The 23,599-nt window shown below is 40.6% G+C and carries 24 protein-coding genes; all 24 read right to left on the bottom strand.

The window, feature by feature from the left end; genetic code table 11:
• Nucleotides 1–3 precede the first annotated feature (3 nt).
• A complete protein-coding gene (locus R7Q46_RS13205; RefSeq protein WP_025636798.1) occupies nt 4–342 on the bottom strand; it encodes a hypothetical protein in 339 nt (112 codons plus the stop codon).
• Nucleotides 343–921: 579 nt separating this feature from the next.
• The gene (locus tag R7Q46_RS13200) at nt 922–2,103 is read right to left on the bottom strand and encodes a DGQHR domain-containing protein (protein WP_025767162.1); all 1,182 of its coding nucleotides are present in this window, start codon (nt 2,101–2,103) and stop codon (nt 922–924) included.
• Nucleotides 2,104–3,356: 1,253 nt separating this feature from the next.
• Nucleotides 3,357–3,554, bottom strand: coding sequence for a hypothetical protein (locus R7Q46_RS13195; RefSeq protein ID WP_025636691.1), 198 nt, complete (start codon nt 3,552–3,554; stop codon nt 3,357–3,359).
• The gene (locus R7Q46_RS13190; RefSeq protein WP_139364688.1) at nt 3,551–4,141 is read right to left on the bottom strand and encodes a hypothetical protein; all 591 of its coding nucleotides are present in this window, start codon (nt 4,139–4,141) and stop codon (nt 3,551–3,553) included. Before R7Q46_RS13190 ends, R7Q46_RS13195 begins: the two co-directional genes overlap by 4 nt.
• A gap of 476 nt (nt 4,142–4,617) precedes the next feature.
• Nucleotides 4,618–4,827, bottom strand: coding sequence for a hypothetical protein (locus R7Q46_RS13185; protein ID WP_025636820.1), 210 nt, complete (start codon nt 4,825–4,827; stop codon nt 4,618–4,620).
• Nucleotides 4,828–4,863: 36 nt separating this feature from the next.
• Nucleotides 4,864–5,157 carry a hypothetical protein gene (locus R7Q46_RS13180; RefSeq protein ID WP_025636822.1) on the bottom strand — a complete coding sequence of 98 codons (294 nt, stop codon included), beginning with the start codon at nt 5,155–5,157 and terminating at the stop codon, nt 4,864–4,866.
• A gap of 788 nt (nt 5,158–5,945) precedes the next feature.
• Nucleotides 5,946–7,466 carry an LPD25 domain-containing protein gene (locus R7Q46_RS13175; RefSeq protein WP_139364687.1) on the bottom strand — a complete coding sequence of 507 codons (1,521 nt, stop codon included), beginning with the start codon at nt 7,464–7,466 and terminating at the stop codon, nt 5,946–5,948.
• A 691-nt stretch (nt 7,467–8,157) separates the two neighbouring features.
• Nucleotides 8,158–8,589 carry a hypothetical protein gene (locus tag R7Q46_RS13170; protein ID WP_025636572.1) on the bottom strand — a complete coding sequence of 144 codons (432 nt, stop codon included), beginning with the start codon at nt 8,587–8,589 and terminating at the stop codon, nt 8,158–8,160.
• A gap of 184 nt (nt 8,590–8,773) precedes the next feature.
• Nucleotides 8,774–8,905, bottom strand: coding sequence for a hypothetical protein (locus tag R7Q46_RS13165; RefSeq protein WP_254919935.1), 132 nt, complete (start codon nt 8,903–8,905; stop codon nt 8,774–8,776).
• Nucleotides 8,906–8,993: 88 nt separating this feature from the next.
• Nucleotides 8,994–10,184, bottom strand: a complete 1,191-nt coding sequence (locus tag R7Q46_RS13160) for a class I SAM-dependent methyltransferase (protein ID WP_054575002.1) — start codon at nt 10,182–10,184, stop codon at nt 8,994–8,996.
• A gap of 502 nt (nt 10,185–10,686) precedes the next feature.
• Nucleotides 10,687–11,121, bottom strand: coding sequence for a hypothetical protein (locus tag R7Q46_RS13155; protein WP_078535620.1), 435 nt, complete (start codon nt 11,119–11,121; stop codon nt 10,687–10,689).
• 26 nt (nt 11,122–11,147) lie between these two features.
• Entirely contained in the window at nt 11,148–11,540 is a 393-nt protein-coding gene (locus R7Q46_RS13150; protein ID WP_042776621.1) for a hypothetical protein, read from the bottom strand.
• Nucleotides 11,541–12,004: 464 nt separating this feature from the next.
• Nucleotides 12,005–12,298 (bottom strand): hypothetical protein, encoded by a 294-nt coding sequence (locus tag R7Q46_RS13145; protein ID WP_025636768.1) that lies wholly within the window; start codon nt 12,296–12,298, stop codon nt 12,005–12,007.
• Nucleotides 12,298–12,942 carry a hypothetical protein gene (locus R7Q46_RS13140; RefSeq protein WP_025636769.1) on the bottom strand — a complete coding sequence of 215 codons (645 nt, stop codon included), beginning with the start codon at nt 12,940–12,942 and terminating at the stop codon, nt 12,298–12,300. The genes R7Q46_RS13145 and R7Q46_RS13140 overlap by 1 nt, the downstream gene beginning before the upstream one ends.
• Nucleotides 12,943–13,382: 440 nt before the next feature.
• Nucleotides 13,383–14,078 (bottom strand): hypothetical protein, encoded by a 696-nt coding sequence (locus R7Q46_RS13135; protein ID WP_213899636.1) that lies wholly within the window; start codon nt 14,076–14,078, stop codon nt 13,383–13,385.
• Between the two features lie 69 nt (nt 14,079–14,147).
• On the bottom strand, nt 14,148–14,633 hold the full coding sequence (locus tag R7Q46_RS13130) for a hypothetical protein (protein WP_042776734.1): 486 nt from the start codon (nt 14,631–14,633) through the stop codon (nt 14,148–14,150).
• A 514-nt stretch (nt 14,634–15,147) separates the two neighbouring features.
• Nucleotides 15,148–16,221 (bottom strand): hypothetical protein, encoded by a 1,074-nt coding sequence (locus R7Q46_RS13125; protein WP_025636739.1) that lies wholly within the window; start codon nt 16,219–16,221, stop codon nt 15,148–15,150.
• A gap of 484 nt (nt 16,222–16,705) precedes the next feature.
• Complete coding sequence (locus R7Q46_RS13120; RefSeq protein WP_054574999.1) at nt 16,706–18,562, bottom strand: DNA cytosine methyltransferase; 1,857 nt, start codon at nt 18,560–18,562, stop codon at nt 16,706–16,708.
• 623 nt (nt 18,563–19,185) lie between these two features.
• Nucleotides 19,186–19,767, bottom strand: a complete 582-nt coding sequence (locus tag R7Q46_RS13115) for a DUF2913 family protein (RefSeq protein ID WP_054574998.1) — start codon at nt 19,765–19,767, stop codon at nt 19,186–19,188.
• Nucleotides 19,768–20,066: 299 nt separating this feature from the next.
• Nucleotides 20,067–20,330 carry a hypothetical protein gene (locus R7Q46_RS13110; RefSeq protein WP_025633930.1) on the bottom strand — a complete coding sequence of 88 codons (264 nt, stop codon included), beginning with the start codon at nt 20,328–20,330 and terminating at the stop codon, nt 20,067–20,069.
• Nucleotides 20,323–20,496 carry a hypothetical protein gene (locus R7Q46_RS13105; RefSeq protein WP_155486753.1) on the bottom strand — a complete coding sequence of 58 codons (174 nt, stop codon included), beginning with the start codon at nt 20,494–20,496 and terminating at the stop codon, nt 20,323–20,325. The genes R7Q46_RS13110 and R7Q46_RS13105 overlap by 8 nt, the downstream gene beginning before the upstream one ends.
• A 255-nt stretch (nt 20,497–20,751) precedes the next feature.
• Nucleotides 20,752–21,069, bottom strand: coding sequence for a hypothetical protein (locus tag R7Q46_RS13100; RefSeq protein WP_025633931.1), 318 nt, complete (start codon nt 21,067–21,069; stop codon nt 20,752–20,754).
• 18 nt (nt 21,070–21,087) lie between these two features.
• A complete protein-coding gene (locus R7Q46_RS13095) occupies nt 21,088–21,807 on the bottom strand; it encodes a hypothetical protein (protein WP_025633933.1) in 720 nt (239 codons plus the stop codon).
• A gap of 215 nt (nt 21,808–22,022) precedes the next feature.
• Nucleotides 22,023–23,102: a hypothetical protein gene (locus R7Q46_RS13090; RefSeq protein ID WP_025633934.1), complete on the bottom strand. Its 1,080-nt coding sequence runs from the start codon at nt 23,100–23,102 to the stop codon at nt 22,023–22,025.
• Between the last annotated feature and the right edge of the window lie 497 nt (nt 23,103–23,599).

The following is a 23,599-nucleotide window of genomic DNA, read 5'->3' as shown; positions in this document are numbered from 1 at the left end:
CCCCTACTTCAATAAACTAATGTGATTTGGTTTGTTACTTAATAGCTCTGCGATCTCAAACTGCTCCGCTACATACTCGACATTAGGGATTAAGGTAGGCTCCCATGTACTAAGCGCGACCTTTCTGCCTTGTTGAACATCATCAACAATGTTGTCTAGACTTTTGACGCTACATACCTCATACAAGCTTGTACCAAATTCATCATTCTCTACTACACATGTAGCGAACGTGCCAACGTCCTTAGATTCAATGATTAATAGACGTACTTCTGACTCCTGTTTAACCCCGCCTACTATATGACCAATAGTCACTTTTTCAATGTTTTGAATAACTGTCTTCATAATGCCCCCAAGCAATTTAACAATATAAACAGTAACTTACTTGTGTTTAGTATATCAAACCACCCAGTTAAATACCATATAATAACACGATATATTAAAAAATAAGTATTGTCCTTTCGATTGACATTAGCCCCGACAAAGGCGACACAATAGGGCTCGATAGAGGGTCAGCTTTTTAGGCGAAGCCGTTAAGAAAAGCGATACAAAAGCTTCTAGCTCGCCGAAGGCGATTCATTTAGACCACCAGCAAACTGCCATAGCAATGACAACGGGGTTGATGTTGGCATTGCTATGGCGCTGGAGGTCTAGCAGCCTTGAGCGAGATAAACTTTTGGACCCTAGGGTAGCAATCTGAATGACAAATTCTTTTCTTTGGCAATCAGATTGCTCTAGGGTTTCATTAAATGAAGCACTTGAAGAGGAACGATTCTTAGTGCTTAGGGGTAAGTCCGGCGGGTGGGCCTCGGTGGCGACTAGGGGAAACCCCTGTTAGTGGAGAGAAAATTGTGAATGCGTTATATTGTTTACTCGCAACAAAAAGCCCTGAGCTTAGTCAGGGCTTCTCTAATTAAAACTTGGTTAAGCGGCTTGTTCTGTTGCTCCATCAATGTCACCACTATCATCGCTCATACTTTGAGAACCAAAGTACTGATCCTCTAACTTTTGCCGTGCTTCAGAAAGTGGTACACCCAGGGTTGTAAGGAGTTTATTTGCAGCCAAGTCAATGCTAGTTTTATTCACTGACATATTGCCACTCTTGTCATCTATGATGCGGCCAGTAAAGTCAGACGTACCTAGATCGCGTGAGTAGTTAAGTTCTTCAAGCTTATCCCACTGAACTGCTTCGAGAGAGCCATAGTGATTCATTGCGATATTTCCAGCTACTGCAATAGCCTTTAGTGTAGCTACATGAGTCAGAATACAGGTATTACGGAATTCTTCTGCTGACGTATCGCTAAATGCTAAGCCTCCCCAACCCATGGCTCTAGAAACAGTAGTCCAAAACTCGTTTGCTAGCTGGTACTTTGAATCAGAGATTTCTTTTACTTCCTTACTCAACCCCAGCAGGATTTGGTTGATATCTTTGATAGCTTTCAAAGGAAAGTACTTTTCAGACTTCTTGGTGATAGTATTGTGCTCCATATCAACCAGGTCTTTAAACGCAACGCAGTTCTCAGTTATGTAACGAGCTAAACATGGAAGAGGGTCACGTGTATTAAAGGCATCTGAAATACTTTGTTGAGGTTTGGCCAAGTTTTGGTTGATGTCACAAAAGCCCAACTGCCTCTCTTTAAGTGTCAAGTTCGTGTATAGCATAATAGGAACATCTACGTTCTCTAGATCAAAACCTAACTCGGCGAGTTCATCACACAACATTTCTAGAGCGAAGTCGATTCCAACAGAACGATGTTGGCCATCGAATAGCTTAATGGAGCTATCCATAGATATATGAAGTAGACCAACTCGCGCTCCTTCCATAACCTCTTCAAATTCAGGCTTTTTATCTTTCTTCGACACAACCACACCAATGATAGTTGGAATGATGTAAAAACGCTTATAGTTGTTCACAAGGTATTTCGCGAAATCTTTCGCTCGCTTCATATTTACCTCTCGCTGGCTACGTTTAAGTACACTACCCTTGTTATCGATGTTTAGTAGTGAGACCAATACTGAAGCTGGAACATTCACTAGATGAAATGGTTTGAATTGCTTACCTACAGTACAAGGAAGTGAGTATGCGAAGTTTTTATCAATTGACATATTTTAGCCCCCAAGCTATTTAAAAATCAGTTAACATGAAAACTATGTCTTTGTTTTCATGTATTTATTATACACTCTTACCCCTATAAATACCACATTATAACACCAAATATTTATAAATTATTGTTCCCATATTTTATTGACTTTGGGAAGGACAAAGTCGACACAATAGGGCTCGTGAGAGGGTCGGCTTTTTAGGCGAAGCCGTTAAGAAAAGCAATACAAATGCTTCTAGCTCGCCAAAGGCGAAACTTATGGCCACCAGCAAACTGCTAGGTTGGTGACAACGGGGTTTTGTTGGCACCGACCTAGCGCTGGAGGTCAACAGCCTTGAGCAGCAGAACTTGGTGAGGGACGAGCCATAGGGATGCAGGGGTAAGTCCGGCGGGTGGGCCTCGGTGGCGACTAGGGGGGGCCCTGTTAGTGGAGAGCTAAAATCTCACAAACCCACCTAATAAAAAGAGGCTCCCTTGGGAGCCTCTTTTTAGCGTATGATAAAAATCATCGATATAGTCATGTTTGAGTAATCAAGCACTCTTTATGACCAAATAGTGCAAAACACCCTGAATATGACAAATGTTCATTCCCGGTAAATCTATTCAGATACACTCTCATTTGAACTAGGTAGTAACCGGTATCAAAATGCTCGTTGCAAACTTCACAGTCGCCAAACTTACATGTACCACTGCCAAGCAGTGTTAGCCTATACACATGTCTTAGATCACTTGTATCAGTCATCACTCAATTACCTTGTAGTTTAATCTATCCTAGAACTGTAAAGCCTTTAAGTTTTGCAAACTTGTTTGACACACTAAATCCTTTGACGACATCTAAAGGTAATCTCTGTCTTTTTATTATCCACCATGCTTTTCTTATGTGTAGCAATGCGAGTCTACGTTTTTTATTTATCGTCTCTTCTTGCTTTGTTGGTCCGCAATTTCGTAGGTAACTAAGAAGCAGACAATACAGACCATCTAAGCATTCGACCTGAAACCATATGTCACTGCCAAAACTTGGAATGTCCTCCAGTTCGAAACAAACCTGTTGCTTTCCATCAATTTCTCTAAATTTCATATTGCCCCCAAGCAATTGCTAACAACTATTATATATTATAGCAAGTGGCCGAGTTAAATACCACATTTATACACATGTAATTTTGGTAGTCTATTGAGAGCTTTGATATTGAAAGAGACTGATATTATGTTTTCTTCTGGCTTAAGGCTCGATAGCGGACCTGAGCCGCTATCATAGGGTTATTTTATTCTTAGATGCTCACCACGCTCATCCGGCTTTAGAGTGAAGAGTATGTAATCAACCTGCTCTATACAGATCTCATAATCATCGTTGATTAGTAGCACCTCCCTATCATCAGTACTGGATGTGTATTGCTGGGTAACCTTCCCTTTTAATACTTTATCTTTATTGAATACCTTTAATCCTACTAATCTCATACATTCTCCTTACTAGCAGTGATTGAATGATGAACGGCCTCCTTATGGAGCTCTAATATCTCCTTGCTTGTAAGGTAGCTATGAATCTCATTTATTTTCTTAATTACTTCAGAATGATCGTTGAAAAGTTGTTTGCGCTTATCCCATACGACTTCGTGGTGTGCTAGCTGTCCTGGTAGTGTCTTGTCATGAATGCCATAGACATATGTCCCTTCTCTGATTTTCTTTTTGACCAGCATCTTAGACATTAAAAAAATGATGAGTAGGTCCGTTTCTATGATCTGAGTAGTGAGGATAATACCGAAGAATAGACAGTCCTCCCGGTCTACGTCATCGATGTGAATCCCATTGTAACCATTCGAAAAGTAATACACTGGACTGCCTGGTTCCAGATTGTATGAAAAATAGAGATATGCATTTTCATTCTTCTGGAATAGCTCTTTCCTTCTCGCAATCTGAGTACGATATTGATCCATGTAATTATAGTTACAGATGTGCATTTCAGGGCACAACGATATGGTCTTTCCGCAGGTAGTTATGTACTTCTTTCTCTTGCTTATAGATAAGCTGCTTATTGTTTTGGTCATATTGCCCCCAAGCAATTGTTTTTTAGAATGTATTGTTACATTAGCAATTAAAGGAATTATACTAAAACACGCCATTAAATACCATATTAAAACACAAATTTAAGTTAAATATAGTTAACTATTGAGATTGACTTTTGCCCGGACAAAGACGACACAATAGGGCTCGATAGAGGGAAAGCTTTTTAGGCGAAGCCGTTAAGAAAAGCGATACAAATGCTTTTAGCTCGCCGAAGGCGATTCATATGGCCACCAGCATTCTGCTAGGACTGTGACAACGGGGGTTTGTTGGCATCGTACTAGCGCTGGTGGACAACAGCCTTGAGCGGCAATACTTGGCGAGGCACGAGACCTAGCATTGCAAGGGTAAGTCCGGCGGGTGGGCCTCGGTGGCGACTAGGGGGAACCCCTGTTAGTGGAGAGTAGGTAAGCCGCAATGTTAACTCATTGCGGCTTACCTGGGGTCAAATACCCATTAATTAGTAAACACTTAGGTTTATTACTTCCGTGCCGCTTTCAGCCAATGTAGCAATTTCTGGTTCAATATCTACCAGTTGGTCATATACTGAAAGCTCCTTGGCAGCGGCTATGTCTAGATAATATTCAGTTTTATCGGGGGTAGTAGCAATTGCATTCGTCTCTGGCAACGATTCAGCTTGAAAAGCTGCTATTGGTAAGTACTTAAACATGTCTTTCCTCCTAACATTTACAAATGATCTTGATTGTCAGATGACACTCATTGCTCTTTCGTAGAACAGACAGAAGTTCGCTCTGTCTGTTTGAATTCTCTCTTTAACCTTATCTTGCGTTGATTCTCTTAGCGCATCTAACACCTTTACTAGTATGGAAGCAGTGAATGCGTCTATCAGTAGTGGTTGAAGACCTAGTTCTTTAGATTCATCAGTAAAAGAAATTGTTGTGAGTGATTTATTGATTAGTTCATTTGGCCAAACAAAGAGCATTGCTTGGCCTTGAGCGACTTTTTTAAGATTATCGTAATTGCAGAACTCTGTTTTCATATTGCCCCCAAGCAATTGTTTTCAAATAGATAGTTACATAAGCAACTAAGGAAATTATACTAAAATACGCCCTAAAATACCACATTAATACATTTTACATGGTAAAATATACTGAACTATATTGATTGACTTTGGACCGGACAAAGGCAACACAATAGGGCTCGATAGAGGGTCAGCTTTTTAGGCGAAGCCGTTAAGAAAAGCGATACAAATGCTTTTTGCTCGCCGAAGGCGATTCATATGGCCACCAGCATTCTGCTAGGACGGTGACAACGGGGGTTGGTTGGCAATGTCCTAGCGCTGGTGGACAACAGCCTTGAGCGGCAGCACTTGGTGAGGAACGAGCCTTAGGGATGCAGGGGTAAGTCCGGCGGGTGGGCCTCGGTGGCGACTAGGGGGAACCCCTATTAGTGGAGAGTAATTTTTATGTTTCGATTGTAGTTGATTGGTTTTATGTACACCAGAGACAAAAAAGCCCCGACAATATTGCCGGGGCTGGTCGCTTGGGGAGCGGTTATTCTGGTGCTGGTTCTCTATATACCAGCAATCTTCCACTAATTGACTTTTGATTGCTCTTTCCCTTATGGGGGACACAGATAGAGTACAAGGAAAAATGTTTAGCCTTCACCACTTCTGTTAGGCATTGGCTTTTAAACCTTCGCTCGAGAATGTTCAGGCTGTCTTCTAAAGTATGCGAAAGAGGTTCAGGCTTTCTCTCTACTGCTGACCCACCTAAATTGTAATAATATAATTTCCACATAAAAAACAACCCAAAACCAATACCAGGTCTAATGTACATTCAAGCTAATGTTTGCTTCAAGTTCGAGTGTGAAAATCGTATCTTCATAGCTATAAACCACAGTGTTATTACTAACGATTGGTTCTGACATTAAGAACAACTCTGACATATCGAGAAATGACTGCTTATCTATCTGTTCCTGTGGAAAGCTACCCACCTGTACTGTGATAACCTTAGTAAATCCAATCCATTTCTTTACATCTTCATGTTGCTTTTTCTTATTGGCAATCATAGATTTGATGTAGCTACTTCCTTGCCCTTCCTTCACTTTTCCACTTTCGACGCTGACGACTTCGGCCTGATTAAGCTTGATAGGCTCCTTGGTAGAGTTGTCTTGCTGACCATTACTAGATGGCTCGTTAAGGCATGAGTAATCAGCCAACATACCAATGCATTTGAAGAAGCCATTTACATCCGAACGGTCAGTAAAATGAAAACCTGGGATAGCGCCATCAGATTTAAACTTTGAGTAATACCCATTGTTCTCCTTAGCCACTGAAAGCAACGACTTAAAAACATCAGGGCTTTGTTTTTCTTCGAAGTTCACCACGAAAACTAAATGGCCTTTTTTTGTGTGATGCATCACCTCAATTGGCTTGGCCTTCCCAACAATAGAGTTCTTAAGGTCTACTTCGGATTGATTACTACTGTTTTCTGTTTTCTTGCCAGTAACCTTCTTTTCTGGAATAGCTATTTCTCCATAAGGAACACTTGATTTTTTATCGTTCGTGTTGAGCACTATCTTCCTAATTTCTATACCGCAACGAATGTAATCTTTATTTGTCAGATAAAAGCCTCGTCCCATAGAATACTTTTCTCTGTGCTCTGTACTAAGCTCTTTGTCGGATAGGGCTGCGGTGTCTTGGTGGTTTAGCGCTGCTTTACGCATCTCAGAAAATAGATCACGGGTGTGCTTTGACCATGCCAGGATGATGGTTCTATTAGTTAGTGTTTCATAATAATCAGTATAAGGGTCTGATCTATCACTCATAGAGGTAAATTTGGCAACGATAACCGCCTGGGCATCTTCAGGGATAGATAAGTTGTCCTGGAAAGCCTCTACCGCTTTCCGATGTTCCATTATGCGCTTTTGCCTTTCTTCGTATGCTTTCTTTTCTTCCTCTTCCTTGCGCTTAGCTTCTTCGGCAATAATAGAGGAATAAAGTGCCTTGTTCTTGCTGTTGTCGATATCTTCTAAATCGACCTTAGTTAGAAAACCAAACTCAAGCAGCTCTTCTCGTGTCAATCGCTCCTTGAATTCTTCTACATACGATTTCAACTTCCCTAGGCGCTCTTTTATACTTTTGTCGCAACCACGACCCAGGCTTAGGTCAATATTGAAAATCGTGCCAGAATCGAAAGTTACCTTAACATCTGTCTTTTCATACCCTAGTTCGCATTTTGCAGCTACTTCATGAGCAAGTTGTTCAAAATCTTCGATAGAGTAATCTTTCTCTTCAAGCATTTTTGATTCAGAAAATAATACAGTAACTGAAATTGGTTTAATCATCGTTGCCCCCAAGCATCGGAAAAATAGATTAAGAATAAGTTGTTCTCTTAACTTAAAAACATTATAACTCACACCCTCAATAAATACCATATTAATACACTATAAATAGTAAAATATACTTAACTTTATTTATTGACTTTGGCCCGAACAAGGGCGTCACAATAGGGCTCGATAGAGGGTCAGCTTTTTAGGCGAAGCCGTTAAGAAAAGCGATACAAATGCTTTTTGCTCGCCGAAGGCGATTCATATGGCCACCAGCATTCTGCTAGGACGGTGACAACGGGGGTTGGTTGGCAATGTCCTAGCGCTGGTGGACAACAGCCTTGAGCGGCAGCACTTGGTGAGGAACGAGCCTTAGGGATGCAGGGGTAAGTCCGGCGGGTGGGCCTCGGTGGCGACTAGGGGGAACCCCTATTAGTGGAGAGAAAATTCATCTCAATATCTTGTTCACAGGACAAAAAAAACTCAGTGCTTAACACTGAGTTTTTTTGAGGGGTTTTGAAGTATCTCTACTACTTTTGGTTCAGATGATGAACCGTTGGTATTGAGGTATATTTCACGTTCTCATCGATTTGACCCACCGCGCTGACCGAGGGAGAAAGTACTGCTATTAATAAGAAAGCGATAATATTGTTACTCATAAGATTAGCTCCTAGTTGCCGAACGAAATAAAACTTTATACTGGTAATCCTCAAGAAACTTTAGCTCGAGGTCGAAGGCTTAAAATTCTCGTGTAAATAGCATATTTCTGTTTTGCCAAATCTTTAGTAGTAACATGTGAGCTCTTACCTAACTTAGGTTCTGTTTGACTGTCAGTGCCTAGCATTTCTTTTAACACTTCAAGCTCAGCCTCGAGGGTGTCATTTGATGAAATGTATCCAATATAGTTGAATACATCCTGGGAAGAGAAACTTAAGCCATCAGCTTTCTGGTGCTCATGCCGGGAGATATAGCAGCGCTTACCGTTAATGATATCGATATGATAAGCCTCTACAATGCGGTCACCGTATCCATCATCCCAGCCATTATCTTTGTTACGGCCATATAGCCGTGAATGTCTGTAATGAAACTTGAGAAATTGCTTCATTTCTTCAAAAGAAATGAGAATATTATTGTGTCTCATATTGCCCCCAAGCAATTGAATTTATTAACAAGCCATGTAAAGAGTATAACAAAACACGAATTAAAATACCACATTATAACATCTATGTTGTGGTATTTTTTCTATTACTCTGTTCGTCTTTAGTGAATTCCTGGGGTGACATGGCCCTTAAAAAATCTAAGGCCATGGCATTCTCAATTAACCACTAAATTTCTGTGCTGCCTATCCATTGCTCGCCTAGATAGACATCTGCATAATCGTATTCAAACTTAGAGCAGCACTCCTCTAAATCTTCGTAGGTCCAACCATCAGCTGGAGCTGGTACCAACTCCTTCAAGATAAAATTTTCCCCATAGCAATATAGATTAGATGCCTCTAGTCCAGTAATTAAACAGCTCTCGCCTTCTTTAGGTCTTGCTATACATTTAACACTCATTAGATTTACCTTTTGAAATCACTATTTTTACAGTCTTCACTTGTGTACCAGATTCGGAGAAAGTCCCTTCTTTACAACTAGTGACCGATGCGCCCAGCTCCTTCAGCCATTCTTGGAATTCTCTTTGAATTCTACGGGTCCCGTTAACCGCTCCATCACTTGCTATGGTAACTAAGCGGCCACCGATGTCTAAGTGATTGAACATCTTTCTTATATGCTTAATATCCTGGTGCTTATTGAATGGGGGGTTAGCCAAAATACGGTCGAACTTATTACCCTCAGGGTACTCCATAAAGTCCATACAGTGAGTTGCGTATCTATGATGCTTAAGCATGTCGAAGTTCTGAGGGTTCAGCTCGATAGCAACACCATTATCACTAATTCGAGCCATACGATTTGCACACCTACCATCGCCGCAACTAGGTTCCATCCATCTATGTTCAGGCCTGAGATCTAAGTCAATCATCATTTCATCTGCTAGAGTGTCCGGAGAGAAAAACATTTGGTATTTTTTCTTATCATTGAGCTCTTCTCCTTCGATAAGTTTCTTTTGTATATCAACTACGTTTCTATACTCGAAATGAAATGCACCTTTTTTGTATTTGCCTCCAGCCTTAAGTAATAAGTTCTTTATCGCTTTGTAGTGCTTCAGCTGCTTTTGAGGTAATACTAGTGTGTTGTCTATTGGTAGAAGCAATGACAGTTCATGTTCAATGGAGTGATCATCAGATTGCTCTTTCTCATTAAGTTTGTTGAAAAAGAAATGGTCATGTGCATGCTTGATTACAGTCAAAGTATCCTCACTGAGGAAGTGAATGTCTGGGTGGAAACCAAGAGCGTTCAAAAAATTGGCTTTATCAATGATCTTATTGCCTGTTACCTGGCGAGTATCGCACTCATTTCTCTCCAGCCATTGGTAATAGAAAGTGTCTTCTAAGGGTGCCGACATTTTCATATTGTTGATAATGAACTGACTCTTTAAGCAATTGGGCTTTATATCACTGTGAACAACTACTGCTCTTGAGGGACGACTAGCACCAAATTTTTTTTTGTATTCCGCACTACTAGGGGTGTCTAGAAGTACGGAAGAACCGCAGTCATAAAGCACCTCAACATTTCCTAATGATTGTGAAAGAATGAATGACAGACCTTGTTCGTCTATAACTGTTGTAATTTCCATAATGCCCCCAAGCAATATATCTAGTTGATTAACTGGTAATAATTATATCTAACCCTATAGACAAATACCATATTTAAACACTAAATAAAGTAAAATATAATTAACTAATTACATTGACTTTGCCCCGGACAAAGGCGTCACAATAGGGCTCGATAGAGGGTCAGCTTTTTAGGCGAAGCCGTTAAGAAAAGCGATACAAATGCTTCTAGCTCGCCGAAGGCGAATCATATGGCCACCAGCATTCTGCTAGGACGGTGACAACGGGGTTTTGTTGGCATCGTACTAGCGCTGGTGGACAACAGCCATGAGCGGCAATACTTGGCGAGGAACGAGACTTAGTAATGCAGGGGTAAGTCCGGCGGGTGGGCCTCGGTGGCGACTAGGGGGAACCCCCTATTAGTGGAGAGCAATTTTAAGTTTCTATTTTAGTTCTATGAATTCATTAACACGAGAGACAAAAAAAACCCCGACAATATTGCCGGGGCTGGTCGCTTGGGGAGCGTTAATCCCTGGTAGGTTCTGAGTCTAATGCTTTAACATAAACAGCATCAGCAACACCGTTTTCACACATTGAAGTAGCTGAAAAATTGTCTTTTGTGGTTTGACTGTAAAGTTCACTGTGTTGCGAGTTACTGAGCCAGATCAGGCTGTTATCATCGTCCAAACCTAAAAATCCTTTGGTTGGTGAGTAGATACGATAAAAAGAGCTCAGCTCATAGGTTTTAAATACCCTGCTATCTGGTAATGAGAACCAATAGCAGTCCCAATCTAAGTGAATATAGGCTTGCCTCTCTTGACACGGTTGTGAGAAACCTATCACTTTGTAGCCTTGCAGAACTAAGCCATAACCATTAACGACAATGACCTCCTCTCCAGAAGAAAACCTTGATTCGCACAATGGTATTGAAGTTAAGCTATTTTCAATATATTTCAGCATGGATATTCCTCTCTTACTCCTTGAGATTAAGCTGTTAAGCCAGTAAACAAATCTTGCTCTAGCTCTTTGGATGAGAACTGAAATCCTTGACTGATGTTGAATTCCCGGTCAGCTACCAAATCTACAAAAAAGTCATGAACATTTTCATTCTTACAACACTCTTTAATGTTCTGGGCTGCAATATAGGCTGCATGCTTAGGATTGATAGCACTGACAACGAAAGCTTTGCTCTCTGAAGAGCCAAATCGAACTGAAGTTAAAAACTCCGTATATTGGTCAAATTCATTGCCCCGCAAAACTACTTTAATTTCACTACCCTTTGAAGTCTCAAGTTTTACATAAGAGAATCCATCTTCTAGCACTTCAAGTAGTGCTCCCTTGCAACCTTTAAATGCACCTTCAGTTACGATAATTTTCATAAAGCCCCCAAGCCTTGAATATCAATCAACGATTAAAGCATTTCTGCCCCAATCCATAATAGCCATTATACCAAACAGACTGCTAAATACCACATAACAACACTAATTTCAGTTAAATATATTTAACTATATTGATTGACTTTTGGCCGGACAAAGGCGACACAATAGGGCTCGATAGAGGGTCAGCTTTTTAGGCGAAGCCGTTAAGAAAAGCGATAAAAGGCTTTTTGCTCGCCGAAGGCGATTCATATGGCCACCAGCATTCTGCTAGGACGGTGACAACGGGGGTTTGTTGGCAATGTCCTAGCGCTGGTGGACAACAGCCTTGAGCGGCAATACTTGGCGAGGAACGAGACTTAGTAATGCAGGGGTAAGTCCGGCGGGTGGGCCTCGGTGGCGACTAGGGGTATCCCCTATTAGTGGAGAGCAATTTAGCCACCGAGACGATGGCTAAATTCTATAGGTTAGGACCACTCAAAGATCGGCAATGATCGCTCTTCTCCTGCATCTGAATCTAACTCGACACACTTAAAACCCAATTGGGCTGCTTTCGAAAGGATAAAATTTAGCTCGTCAGAATATTCTTTACGGATATTTAAATCGTGTTGTGTATGCAATTTAATGAAATAGCCCGTATTTCGTTTTGCTACTAATGAAAATTCTTCCTTAGAGATTTCATCAAGGGCAACTACATCTCCTTCCTTTATATGGCCAGTGCTAAGCTCAACTGTTGTATATTGGTTGTTGATATCAAACATTAGCCTTCCCCTTGGTCTAAATTGATGTTCGAGTGTGAACAAATGACCATCCTAAATGCGCCCTTTGTTTTGAGCTCTATTACGTGGGAAAAGACTTCTTTCGCCTCAAAAAACAACTCATCTTTAAAATATCCTTTTTGATACGTACCTCGGAGTGTACGAAACCCATCAAACTCCGGTACTCCCTTAATTCCTCGGTCCGTATTAGAGCGAGCTGAAACAACGACTATGCCGCCCTCTTGACTACAGAGCTTAGCTAGGTTTTTCCAGACCTGTTTTCTGGGTAAAGGGGGCAATACATTGGTGCAATATCCACAATATACAAATGAGTAATGCGCTTTAAGAATGTCTAGATCAGGACAAAATGTGTAATCGTACTCTGCACACATACCTGATAAATCGTATATAGCTTGAGTGTCCTTACTTTCTTGTTCACGCCCTTTCGCATAGTTCAAAGCTGGGGCTGACACTAAATGAGGGAACTGTGAGAGAAACTGTTTTAATGGGGCACTAACAGATTTACGTGCGATTGAAGTTTTTGAGGAGACCTCGAACTCCTTCTTGATCTCTTCAGGTGTTTGATAAAAGGATTCTGATTCAAATTGTTCTGAAACGGGTACTAACTTTAATGCTAAATTTTCCATACTGCCCCCAAGCAATGTATATCATTGATTAACTGTTAATAATTATATCTAACCTCACACATAAATACCATATTAAAACACAAGTGATTGTTAAATATAATTAACTATATTTGTTGACTTTGGCCCGGACAAAGGGGCCACAATGGGGCTCGACAGAGGGAAAGCTTTTTAGGCGAAGCCGTTAAGAAAAGCGATACAAATGCTTTTTGCTCGCCGAAGGCGATTCTAATGGCCACCAGCATTCTGCTAGGACGGTGACAACGGGGGTTTGTTGGCAATGTCCTGGCGCTGGTGGACAGCAGCCTTGAGCGGCAGAACTTGGTGAGGGACGAGCCCTAGTGATGCAGGGGTAAGTCCGGCGGGTGGGCCTCGGTGGCGACTAGGGGGGACCCCTGTTAGTGGAGAGCGCTTGACTGGCCATAATGACCAGTCAAATTTTTCTACAGTATATATAAATCGTAGTAGCTAGCTTCTTCAGCTGTAAGCTTATACCCAGGCTCTACAGAGTGGGTAGATACGCGATCTTTACTACATTTAATGGCTTTAAGTGTGTTATTGATCTCACTGCAAGCATCAACAACAAACAGATCTGGGATAAAGCCATTCTTAAAAAAGCTTGTTTGTTTATTGCGGATCATCTTTAGGAAGACTGTTTCAATTTTAGGTGGTAGCCCGTAAACAAGTGCATGCCTTACAGTCATTAAATTTATGAACTCATGAAGTATTTCGTGGAATGTAAATCGACCTACTTGGTGTTCTGAGGATTCTGTAAAAGCGGTACACTTGTAAATCAGATTAGTAAGGAGATTACATGTAATGTAATCAACCTCTAAAAGTTGGCCTTTGCATTCAGATTTTTTGATTCCTAAATCTTGTACTTGATTGACCCACTCCAGGTAAGGGAGCACCGTATTTAAATCATCCAGTAAGTACCCAAGTTTGGTTTCGAATTCACGTACCTGTTTGTACCAGCATGCTTGCACCTTGTCGGAATTTCCATATTTGCTCTGAATAGGTTGGGTTCGGATGCTTCTAAGACGTTTGCCTTGAATAGCATTTACGCACTTGAATGCTAGTGTAAGTGCTTTTTTTACTTGTACCTTCTTTTCTTCGTTGATCTTTACGATTCTGTCCATACTGCCCCCAAGCAACTTTTTAAAAAAGAGGGCCATTGAGCCCTCTATACACGTTAGATTTACCGATTACTATTCTTGACGGAACGGATCAATTACAAAGCCAAGCGCGTCTAGGGGTTGGCTATTGTATGCAGTAAGTGCTTCGCGACCTAAATCCAGTTCGTATCCAGAGCCAACAAAGTCATCACCTACAAAGCCACAAATAACATTGTTTGAGATACCTTCGATACCTTCCCAAGCTCTCCCGGTCCAATATTGCGATTCGACAATCCAAACACCTTCACGATGAACACGCACTCTAAAAGCACTTTCACTTCGCTTAAGTTCTTCTTTACTTATATCGATGTTCACATCAGGATCAAATAGGTCACCAGATAGAGCTTTTAAATCTACATACTGGTCTTCTTGTTTAATGAATCGGATTTTCCCTAATCGAACAGCTAGGGCTACTTTGTCTATTTCGCCGTTTCTCTCCGTGGATGTTTCAGTCTTTTCGGGTGTTAGCTGATTAAGTAATGAAATGACTACTTTCTTATCGAATGATGAAATCTTCATATTGCCCCCAAGCAATTGTTTTAAAATAGATAGTTACATAAGCAACTAAGGAAATTATACTAAAACACGCTCTAAAATACCACATTAAAACATAAAATATAGTTAAGTATATTTAACTATATTGGTTGACTTTACCCCGGACAAAGGCGATACAATGGGGCTCGACAGAGGGACAGCTTTTTAGGCGAAGCCGTTAAGAAAAGCGATACAAATGCTTTTAGCTCGCCGAAGGCGATTCATGTGGCCACCAGCTTTCTGCTAGGACGGTGACAACGGGGGTTTGTTGGCATCGTACTAGCGCTGGTGGACAACAGCCTTGAGCGGCAGAACTTGGTGAGGGACGAGCCCTAGTGATGCTGGGGTAAGTCCGGCGGGTGGGCCTCGGTGGCGACTAGGGGTATCCCCTATTAGTGGAGAGAAATTTTCTTGCAAGGTCTCTATTTCTTTTATTGAATTTATACGGACAAAAAAAAGCCCCTGCTTTGTAAGCAAGGGCTTTTCGCTTGGGGAGCGTTTAATCAAATGTTTGAGGATCTAGCTGTTCAAGAAATGGTACTACGTCTCTCTTAAATACCGCCTCAGCATTCACAGTATGAGCGCGAACCCATGCATTATTTCGGGTTGGTGAGAATTTGAAGCTAAACTTTCTTAGTCTTTGGGTAACCTCTTTCGGTGGCCTACCACCTAACCAAATACCAATGCGCCCATCAATAACCCCGTGCTTAATTCCATTTTCTAATTCACCTTCTAATGAGTTTGAATTTCGACTTTCTTCGACTCGCTCTGCTTCGACTAAACGTTGTTTTAATCGTCGGATATTAGCATTTGAGTTTGCTAAGCTAAATCGTCCCCAAGTGTTTACTATTGGATTTGGCTCCAAAAACGTTTTAAGGAGGTTTTGAGGTATACCACGTTCAAGCATCTTGTTTTCAAGTACAGCAGCACTATTATCTGTAAGCTCTCCATTTTCAGACGCTTTATATGCAGCTGGCACTAAACGATTAGCTATTTTCATGTAGCCATGCATTGTTTCCGCTTCACTAATTTTAATTCTTAATTGCTCAACCGGGTTATCTGATGACATTTTGACAACTGAACCATCCCCATCGGGGAACAGTTTCTTTGCAATGGCTTTTAAGGCTCTCTGAGGATAATCTGCATATTGATTAAGCTTATCCCTACTATTCTTATTGGCCTTTTCTGCTTTCGCCACAGGGAATCTCGCTGGCCCTGTTACATGCCATGAGATACATTTGGACTCTGCACTTATGTACTCATCGAAGTAGCGTTTTAACTTTCTTTGAAATTCTTCAAACTCAATTTCAACAATTTCTTCCACTGAACAATTAAACGCCTTCGATGGTGCGCTTTCCGAAGTGGACTTGATCAGCTCATGAAGTGAAATTTTGAATGTCCGTAATGCGTTGCAGTAGTCAACTACTGCTTGAGCGGCGTGACGCTCAGGAAATTGAGATTGGCCATTAAAAGCTCGCTCAATTGATGAAGGATCAAGCTGGCTCTTATATTCAAGCAGGTCCTTGTCTTCTCCAATGTATTCCTCGATTTTTTTATTAACTAAATTTTGCATCTGTAGCCCCCAAGCTATCTATGTTTAACAAATGATTTGACGTATTTATTTGATGTGTTAATTATACTAACAACCCCCAATAAATACCATATTAAAACACAAATAAATGTTAAATATAATTAACTATTTAGATTGACTCTGGCCTGGACAAAGGGACCACAATGGGGCTCGACAGAGGGAAAGCTTTTTAGGCGAAGCCGTTAAGAAAAGCGATACAAATGCTTTTAGCTCGCCGAAGGCGAATCATATGGCCACCAGCATTCTGCTAGGACGGTGACAACGGGGGTTTGTTGGCATCGTACTAGCGCTGGTGGACAACAGCCATGAGCGGCAATACTTGGCGAGGAACGAGACTTAGTAATGCAAGGGGTAAGTCCGGCGGGTGGGCCTCGGTGGCGACTAGGGGGAACCCCTGTTAGTGGAGAGAAATTCATAACCAGCAATAAAAAAGAGCTCTATTGCAGGTCGATATTCTATTTAGATTCTATACCGCCATTCGCTCGTATTGTGTGTTTAACACATTGTTAAGCCACTTACCAACCCATTCACCAACCCAACAAAAGGCCGAGTAAATCACCGACTGGCCCAAACATTCGTGGGCTAGTCCTACGGTCAGATCGCGAACGAACGATTCTGGTATTTGCTTGCACTTGGCATGTTCAACAGTTGTAAATAACCTAGCTAATTTACCATTGCTATGGATTAGAAATGGATCGGTAGATCGACACTTTTGGTATGATTTGGTTATGCACCCTACCTTTGTAGCAGTAGGCTTAAGCCACTGGAGTCGAAAGCCTTTCTTTTGAGCAATGTCTCTCTTTTCCTTTTCCACTAAATATGTATAGGGCTTATAGCTTTCATGAGTTTCAGGTATATCATCGAGTACATCAGCTAAGCAGCTATATTTATAAGTTGTCCTTACCTTTTGGGGCATAAAGTCCTTTAAACCCTCTTTGAAGGAGCTGCAGTATCCAATACCACAAAGCCTCTTTCTATCTTCAAGTGCACCAAACTGAGAACCTGCTAATGTCATATTTATAAAGTTGTACCCAAACACTTTACTAAACGTATCTACGATAACAGCGTATGAGTTTGATTTAGTAAATGAAGTAACATTCTCAAAAACAGAAATAATTGGATTCGTTATCGACTGCCAGTGCAAGAAATCGATAAAACACCCGCCTGTATTTTTGTGTGCTTCTGCAAATTTATTTCCGTTCTTAGATCTACCGCTTATGGAACTCCCTTCGCAAGGCAGCGATCCTGAATTGACTTCCGTTCTAACACCACCTCTGGACAAATCAACACTCTCCAATCGCATATTTAATCCGTATTGCTCTTCCGGTGCCTCCCCAGCCCACACAGGATTATTTTGCAGACATGCATTGAAGTACCTTTCACTCGATTCGACAATTACCTTTACGAAAGTAGAAAGGTTACTACGCTTAAGTCCATCGGAAATACTTGAGCACAATACCCCTATACCATTAAATATATCTGAAGTGGATAAAGGTATATTCGCTTTGTACTTTGACATAGCTCTCTGAACACGCTCTTTTTGTTTTAGATTCCTCCAAGTCTTTATCACTCTATCGAGACATAACTTCTTGATAAGTGAAGCCGGAGTTAGTTCAACAGAAGCAGAACCAAGCTCAGCCCCTGAGATATTTTTAGATAAGTAACCATTCAATTCATCACTTTTTACGTACCCCATATTTTTCATAGTATGGGAAAATGCGGCTTCAAGAGGTTCTGTCCACTGTGTATCTATAAAAATTGCAGATGGTTGAAGTGTTTTGATGAAGGCAGTCATTAAGTAAAAGTAACAATTAGCCTCTGGCGCACCTTGTAAGCTAATCACTTCAGCCTTGATGCTACTCTTCTTTAGATCAAACAGCTCTATTGGCGAGTTGTATTCCAACTCGTTAGAAAGGAGTACCAAATTAGAATTAAAGCTGAATACGGCATGGTTTAATGGCTTAAGATTTCTCGTCATATCCTTAAACCTCAGCTCTCTGTCATGAATCTCTTGGACTGAATGCAATTCGACAATTCGGATTTCACCATCTTTGATGTAGGCTTTTACATGGTCTCCGAAAATATCTAAATCAGCGTGCTTTAAGTCAATGACAGGTCGCTCTTTACCGTTTCGTCTTGAGTTGGTCACTTGTCGAGAGCCGAAACGATCAATAACTATTTTAATTTCTTTCTTTGTACGGTCAGACTTAAGCTGAAACTTAGCCCCTCCTTTAAAACCCGCCATTAGTAAATACTGCCCTTCGAAGAATACTCTTAGTTTATTTCTATGGAGAGAAACTTTCTTCTCTAATACCTTTATCATACTGCCCCCAAGCAATTGATCTCACTTGCCTTAACTATGTCATAATTATATAAAAAACAACAAATAGATACCACATTTAAACACTAACCTTTGTGAAATATAATTAACTTATTATCTGGACTTTGGGCCGGACAAAGGCGACACAATAGGGCTCGATAGAGGGTCAGCTTTTTAGGCGAAGCCGTTAAGAAAAGCGATACAAATGCTTTTAGCTCGCCGAAGGCGGATCATATGGCCACCAGCATTCTGCTAGGACGGTGACAATGGGGTTTTGTTGGCATCGTACTAGCGCTGGTGGATAACAGCCATGAGCGGCAATACTTGGCGAGGAACGAGACTTAGTAATGCAGGGGTAAGTCCGGCGGGTGGGCCTCGGTGGCGACTAGGGGGAACCCTGTTAGTGGAGAGCTTTCAAACCCATTAACTCCATTTGTTTGTGAGGAATAAAGTTTCGTTACTAAGCAATAAGTTTGATACTGAGTATTAAAGTTTTATACTTAATGGCAGCCATCAGAGTACGCCGCCATTTCTAAAACGTTTATGTCCAACTTAGAACTAGCTGGTGAAGCCAGTTCATGGAAGATAGAATGAGCGGGCGTTTAAATGATGGCTAGCCAGCTTTTTTAAGCTGGGTGTACTAAGATGTGGGCTTGATGTTTCTCGGTGTTCCACTCTTTCATTTCAGCAAGAAATAGGCCGTGAGCATTAATCGATTCAATTAATTCAGGTGCACGCTCTAGTTGGATAAGCATCGATAACGGGGTGAGTTGATTGTGTTCTTGGTCAAAACCGTGTTCGACTTGTTCCTCTAGCATATAAAGAATCCCAGGCTCCGCTTCACTACCCTCCTCAAACAGTCTTGATTCGATACCCTCTACGTCATAAAGGTGTACGAGTAGGTTATAAAGCTTTTCAGCACCGATGAGTTTTGTATGCTTCGATTGTGAATTAAGTTGATGCAGTTTCATTTCTAGGTTCCCACCTTTTTTTCTTGCTAAGCTGATCATCAGTTTGATGTCTTTTTTGATATTCGATAACGACTTATCGTTGAGCTTTGGCTTAAGGTACTTTATCAGTATGTCATTGCGTGATTTTACTGGAACAAAACGGGAAGATGCGGAAACCTGACACAGCAAATGAAGCAGGGCGTGGGTAATGACGTTGTGAAGGTTGTGGTAGTAGTCAAAGTCTCGTTTGATTTGCATAGCCAAGGTAGCGTTGTGGGTGGATTATAAGAATATTGGGGCTGGGCGTTTTAAATCAACCTTAATAATGAGTTCGGGAGTAGTTTCCCAGACATAGAGTTGTTCATGGATTGCTAATGTTTGATTTTCCGAAAATGATAATTGTCCAGAAACGTATTTGAATGGGACCGCTCAATCTGTGGATGCTCAAGACAACCAGCATGAAACTTTATTCCTCTCCTACACCAATACATCCCAGACCAATTAATAAACCAGGTCATCATATTGCATGATATGGGGCCTATTTTTTTATCTAAGGTTCACCTTTTACGATGAAGCCTTTCGTTGGCCTTTTTGTGCTTTTGATAGCAACCCATCGAATCTGTGCCGCTAAACATAGCCTTCCTGCGTCGTTCGTAAGCACTACTAGGATTTGAGTTACCTTTCTTCTCTTTTCGTTGTTCACTTGATAGAAACCTGTTAAGTGCTTCATCAAATGAAGATGTATCACTCTTAAATGCCCATCTCACTGCTAACAAAAAACCTGCAACCAATAATGTGCCTAGAAGTACTTTCTCACTCATTTGGTGACTCTTCTGTTGAGCTCTTACTATCTGTTGTCAACGTTCCAATTAACTCATCATCAACTGGACATTCATTGCATCGGTTCAGACACTGTTCTTTAACAGGGACTGACACACTACAAAGTTCATCATTGCTCTGTTCTATAAGTGTTTCAAGACGACTCATTATTTCCTTCCTATAGTTAGGCATTAAGCGATTGTGATTATAGAAAATTCATCCATTTCCTAAATTTACTGAGACAAAAGGTCATGACAGTTTGAGCAAACACCTTGCTGTTTTTCTCTATCCACTTTTAGCCAATAACATGCCTGGGAGTTCTCAAAACATGCATTATTATCACTACACCCGCAGCCAATGCAGACAGCTTCTTTAGGCTCAGGTCGAATATTATAAATAGATAAATCTACCATGCTTTCCCCTTTAATCATTTGTCTTAACGAAAGGGTCGGGACAATCATCTAAATCAACAAAGTGTCTGTCTGCGATTTCTTCTATCTTCGGATACTCTTCTATGAGATCGAAAACCGACCTACCTTTGAGGTCATAGTCGAACTGAATTCCAGCTCTGAACCAATAATCGATCTGTCTATTCAAGCAGTTCTTTGCTGTAGATTTAGTTGGCTTTTTAAGTAGTTCCTCTAAATCTTCAGAGTCAACATAACCACCCGTCATGTCTTCAGCACAGCCAACTTTTTTAAACAAATACTCCCAGTCGGCGTACAATTCTTCGTATGTCATTGGTGAATCTTCTCCTGGTTAAATAGACTTCATGTTCTTGCGTCGTTTAATTGCATCAACCTCACGATTGTAAGCCTCTAAAGGCTCAAGTAAATGAGCATATAGCTTTTCATTTTTGATGTACTCATCATGATTTATTAGTGCCTTAAGTTGTGCTACGGACTCTTTAATTGGCACTCGTACTACCCAAGAGTCTGTTTCAAAAGAGAATTGCCATGCTCTTTTAAAATAATTTTCGAAAGCGTTTAGAGCCTTACTTCTCATAGTCCAAACATTACGCCTTCTTAATGCGTGATCACTCTCTAAATAGTGATTAGCAATATTATCGTTAATGTCTATCTCCCAACTCTCAGGATCTAAAACAGAACTAGTAAAGTGAGCGACCGTCACCCATAGGCACAGCTGTTCTCGTGTAAAAGTATCCGGATTGGAATTAAGCGAATCTAATACCTCAATAGCATATTTTTTCGCTTGTTTATTGATGTTTGCTAACTCTTGAGCCTTACGTTTTTCGATACGGGCTTTCTTCTCTTTAATTTTGGTAAACTTTTCTTTTGCTTTACTCAAAGCCTTTGCTGCGACTTTCATCGCTTCAATTTCTTCGAGTTCAAACAAGTCTCTAGAGAATGGGTCTTCGACTACTTCTTTTAGAAGTCCATTTGATAGCTTTGTTAGAGCTGTTTGCTTTTTGCGGGTACGTTCGGATGTCCAGTGCTTTGTGAAGTCTAAATCTGACAAAATGTTTCCCTCTGAGTGCTGATTTATTAATTAGTGTCAAACGTTAAATCAAGTCGAAGTGTTTCTGATTAACTTCTATACCCATGCCTAGTTTCTATCCAGTACATACAGCTAAAATCTAGCGCTATGACCTTGTAAGTGCGACAGGGAGCAAAGGGAATCCGAGTTAATGTGTTTAGTTAGTGGAAGCATTAATCGGAATCCCCGAAAATCAACTAAAGCACGTTCGAAAATGCAGATGTATATTGAAACTCATAACCCATATCTTCGAGTTTCCATAGTAAGTCTCTATAAAACCCCCTTAGAGTGTCCAGAAGCTCATATAGAGCTGACGATCCTTTATATTTATAGTCCTTGTCCGTATCTACAGCTAAACGATGACAAAGAGTGGATAAACCATCTAAAGAACTCAGAATGTAACCGGTATTAACTAGTTCAAGTGCACTGCTTATAGTTTGTCGAGTAGATTCTGACTGAGAGCTTGCTTTATACATTGTCGCCAGCTCATCAAAGTACTGCTTACCATCCCAATACTTAACAGCTATTTCTTCTAAAGAGATTGGTTTAAATTGGCAAAATACATCAAGCATTGAACACGCCTTTAGAGCTTCAACCTTCTTGAGTGTATCTTCTAAGCCGCATTCCAAGGTTAATGGAGCGAGTAATGAAAGGTACTTTCCATCTTTTGAAAGTGAGACCTCATCCAGACTTAAATCGTCTAGCGCACCAATTATCGCACTTTGGTTTTCTTTTGGAACATCAGATATATCAAGTTGAACGAGGGTATGATCGTCTTGGTTGATAACATGAGCCTTAGATTGGTGAGACTGCACTTTCTCTAAAGTGAAGATATCCTGGGTTATGGGCAGTTGGATTAACAGATGTGTGTCTGATTTTGGTAACTCGCTAACTTTCAAACACCCATAAATGATATCCAATTGTTGTCGAGCGGATATTAATTTAAGTTCAGTAGCATGAAAGAGCAAAATTGAAAACCTGGCAACCGAGAACTTGTCTAAGCACTTATTTCCACTTTCATACCATGATACCAAGAAGTTCGTTATGTTTAGAATGAACTTGGCACGTGATTCTGGTTTTCCTATAGCTGATATAGCTACATCCAATTCCTTCTTAAATGATCCCATCTTAGCCTGGAACTTTAGGCCAGGCTCAATATCAAGTTCATCTACCATTTGAATTGCGCTGTTAATCACCTTATTCATACAGCCATAAGAGACTAGTAAATTTTTAGCGTAGTTTAGTTCTTCTCTACTTACAAAAGATCTTCTTTTCATTTTAGCCCCCAAGCTATTACATATATTTCAACGGGATAGAACCGTTAATTCCCCATTAGTATAACAGTAAATACCATATTATAACAGTTGTTTGTGTATGATTTTTTAACTTTCTTTGTTTATATGACATGATGGTTCTGGAGAGCCTCGGAAGATTAAACCCATTGTGTTCGTGCGTATGATCCTTAAACCAAATGGTTAATTAAATGAATGATCTAAAGATCGTCATTGAAAATTTAGGGCAAATGCAAGCTGAGAGCGCCTCTATGCTTATGATTGGACACAACCCGGTATATGTGTCTAAATAGAGCAAATTAGCTCATATAGCTCTACTGAGTGGCTTTTTGAGTTAACATGCAAAAAAAGAACTATTACTACTTCTTTGTTCTCCAAGATCGTCCCTTTACCCTTCTAACTGATTAATTTCTAGACACTATTTAATAATAATATTTTTATTGATCTTATTAAGATCTTTTTTAAGATCTTATTAGGGTGTT

The organism is Vibrio sp. 811 (assembly GCF_033339195.1).
This window is presented reverse-complemented; position numbering and strand designations above follow the sequence as displayed.